We start from the raw sequence: 206 nt of genomic DNA, 5'->3' as shown, positions 1-206 counted from the left end.
CGAAGGAGCTCCCCATGTTCCGTTCCACCAGCCGTACCGTCGCCGCGGCGGGTCTGCTGCTCGCTCTCGGTCTGACCACCGCGTGTTCGACCGGTCAGGAGGCCGCGTCCGGCAGCGGCGAGGTCGCCAAGGTCGACGGGAAGATCTCGATCACCTACCTGCAGAAGCAGGGCGACCAGGAGTACTTCGTCGGCGAGGCCGCCGGG

At 68.9% G+C, this 206-nt stretch carries 1 pseudogene; it reads left to right on the top strand.

Annotated features, from left to right (window positions below):
* Nucleotides 1–14: 14 nt before the first annotated feature.
* Nucleotides 15–206: pseudogene (locus tag PUR56_RS01045) on the top strand (substrate-binding domain-containing protein); the annotation flags it as partial.

The sequence above is a fragment of the Streptomyces sp. BE303 genome, assembly GCF_036290945.1.
In the GTDB taxonomy this organism is placed as follows: Bacteria; Actinomycetota; Actinomycetes; order Streptomycetales; family Streptomycetaceae; genus Kitasatospora.
This window is presented reverse-complemented; position numbering and strand designations above follow the sequence as displayed.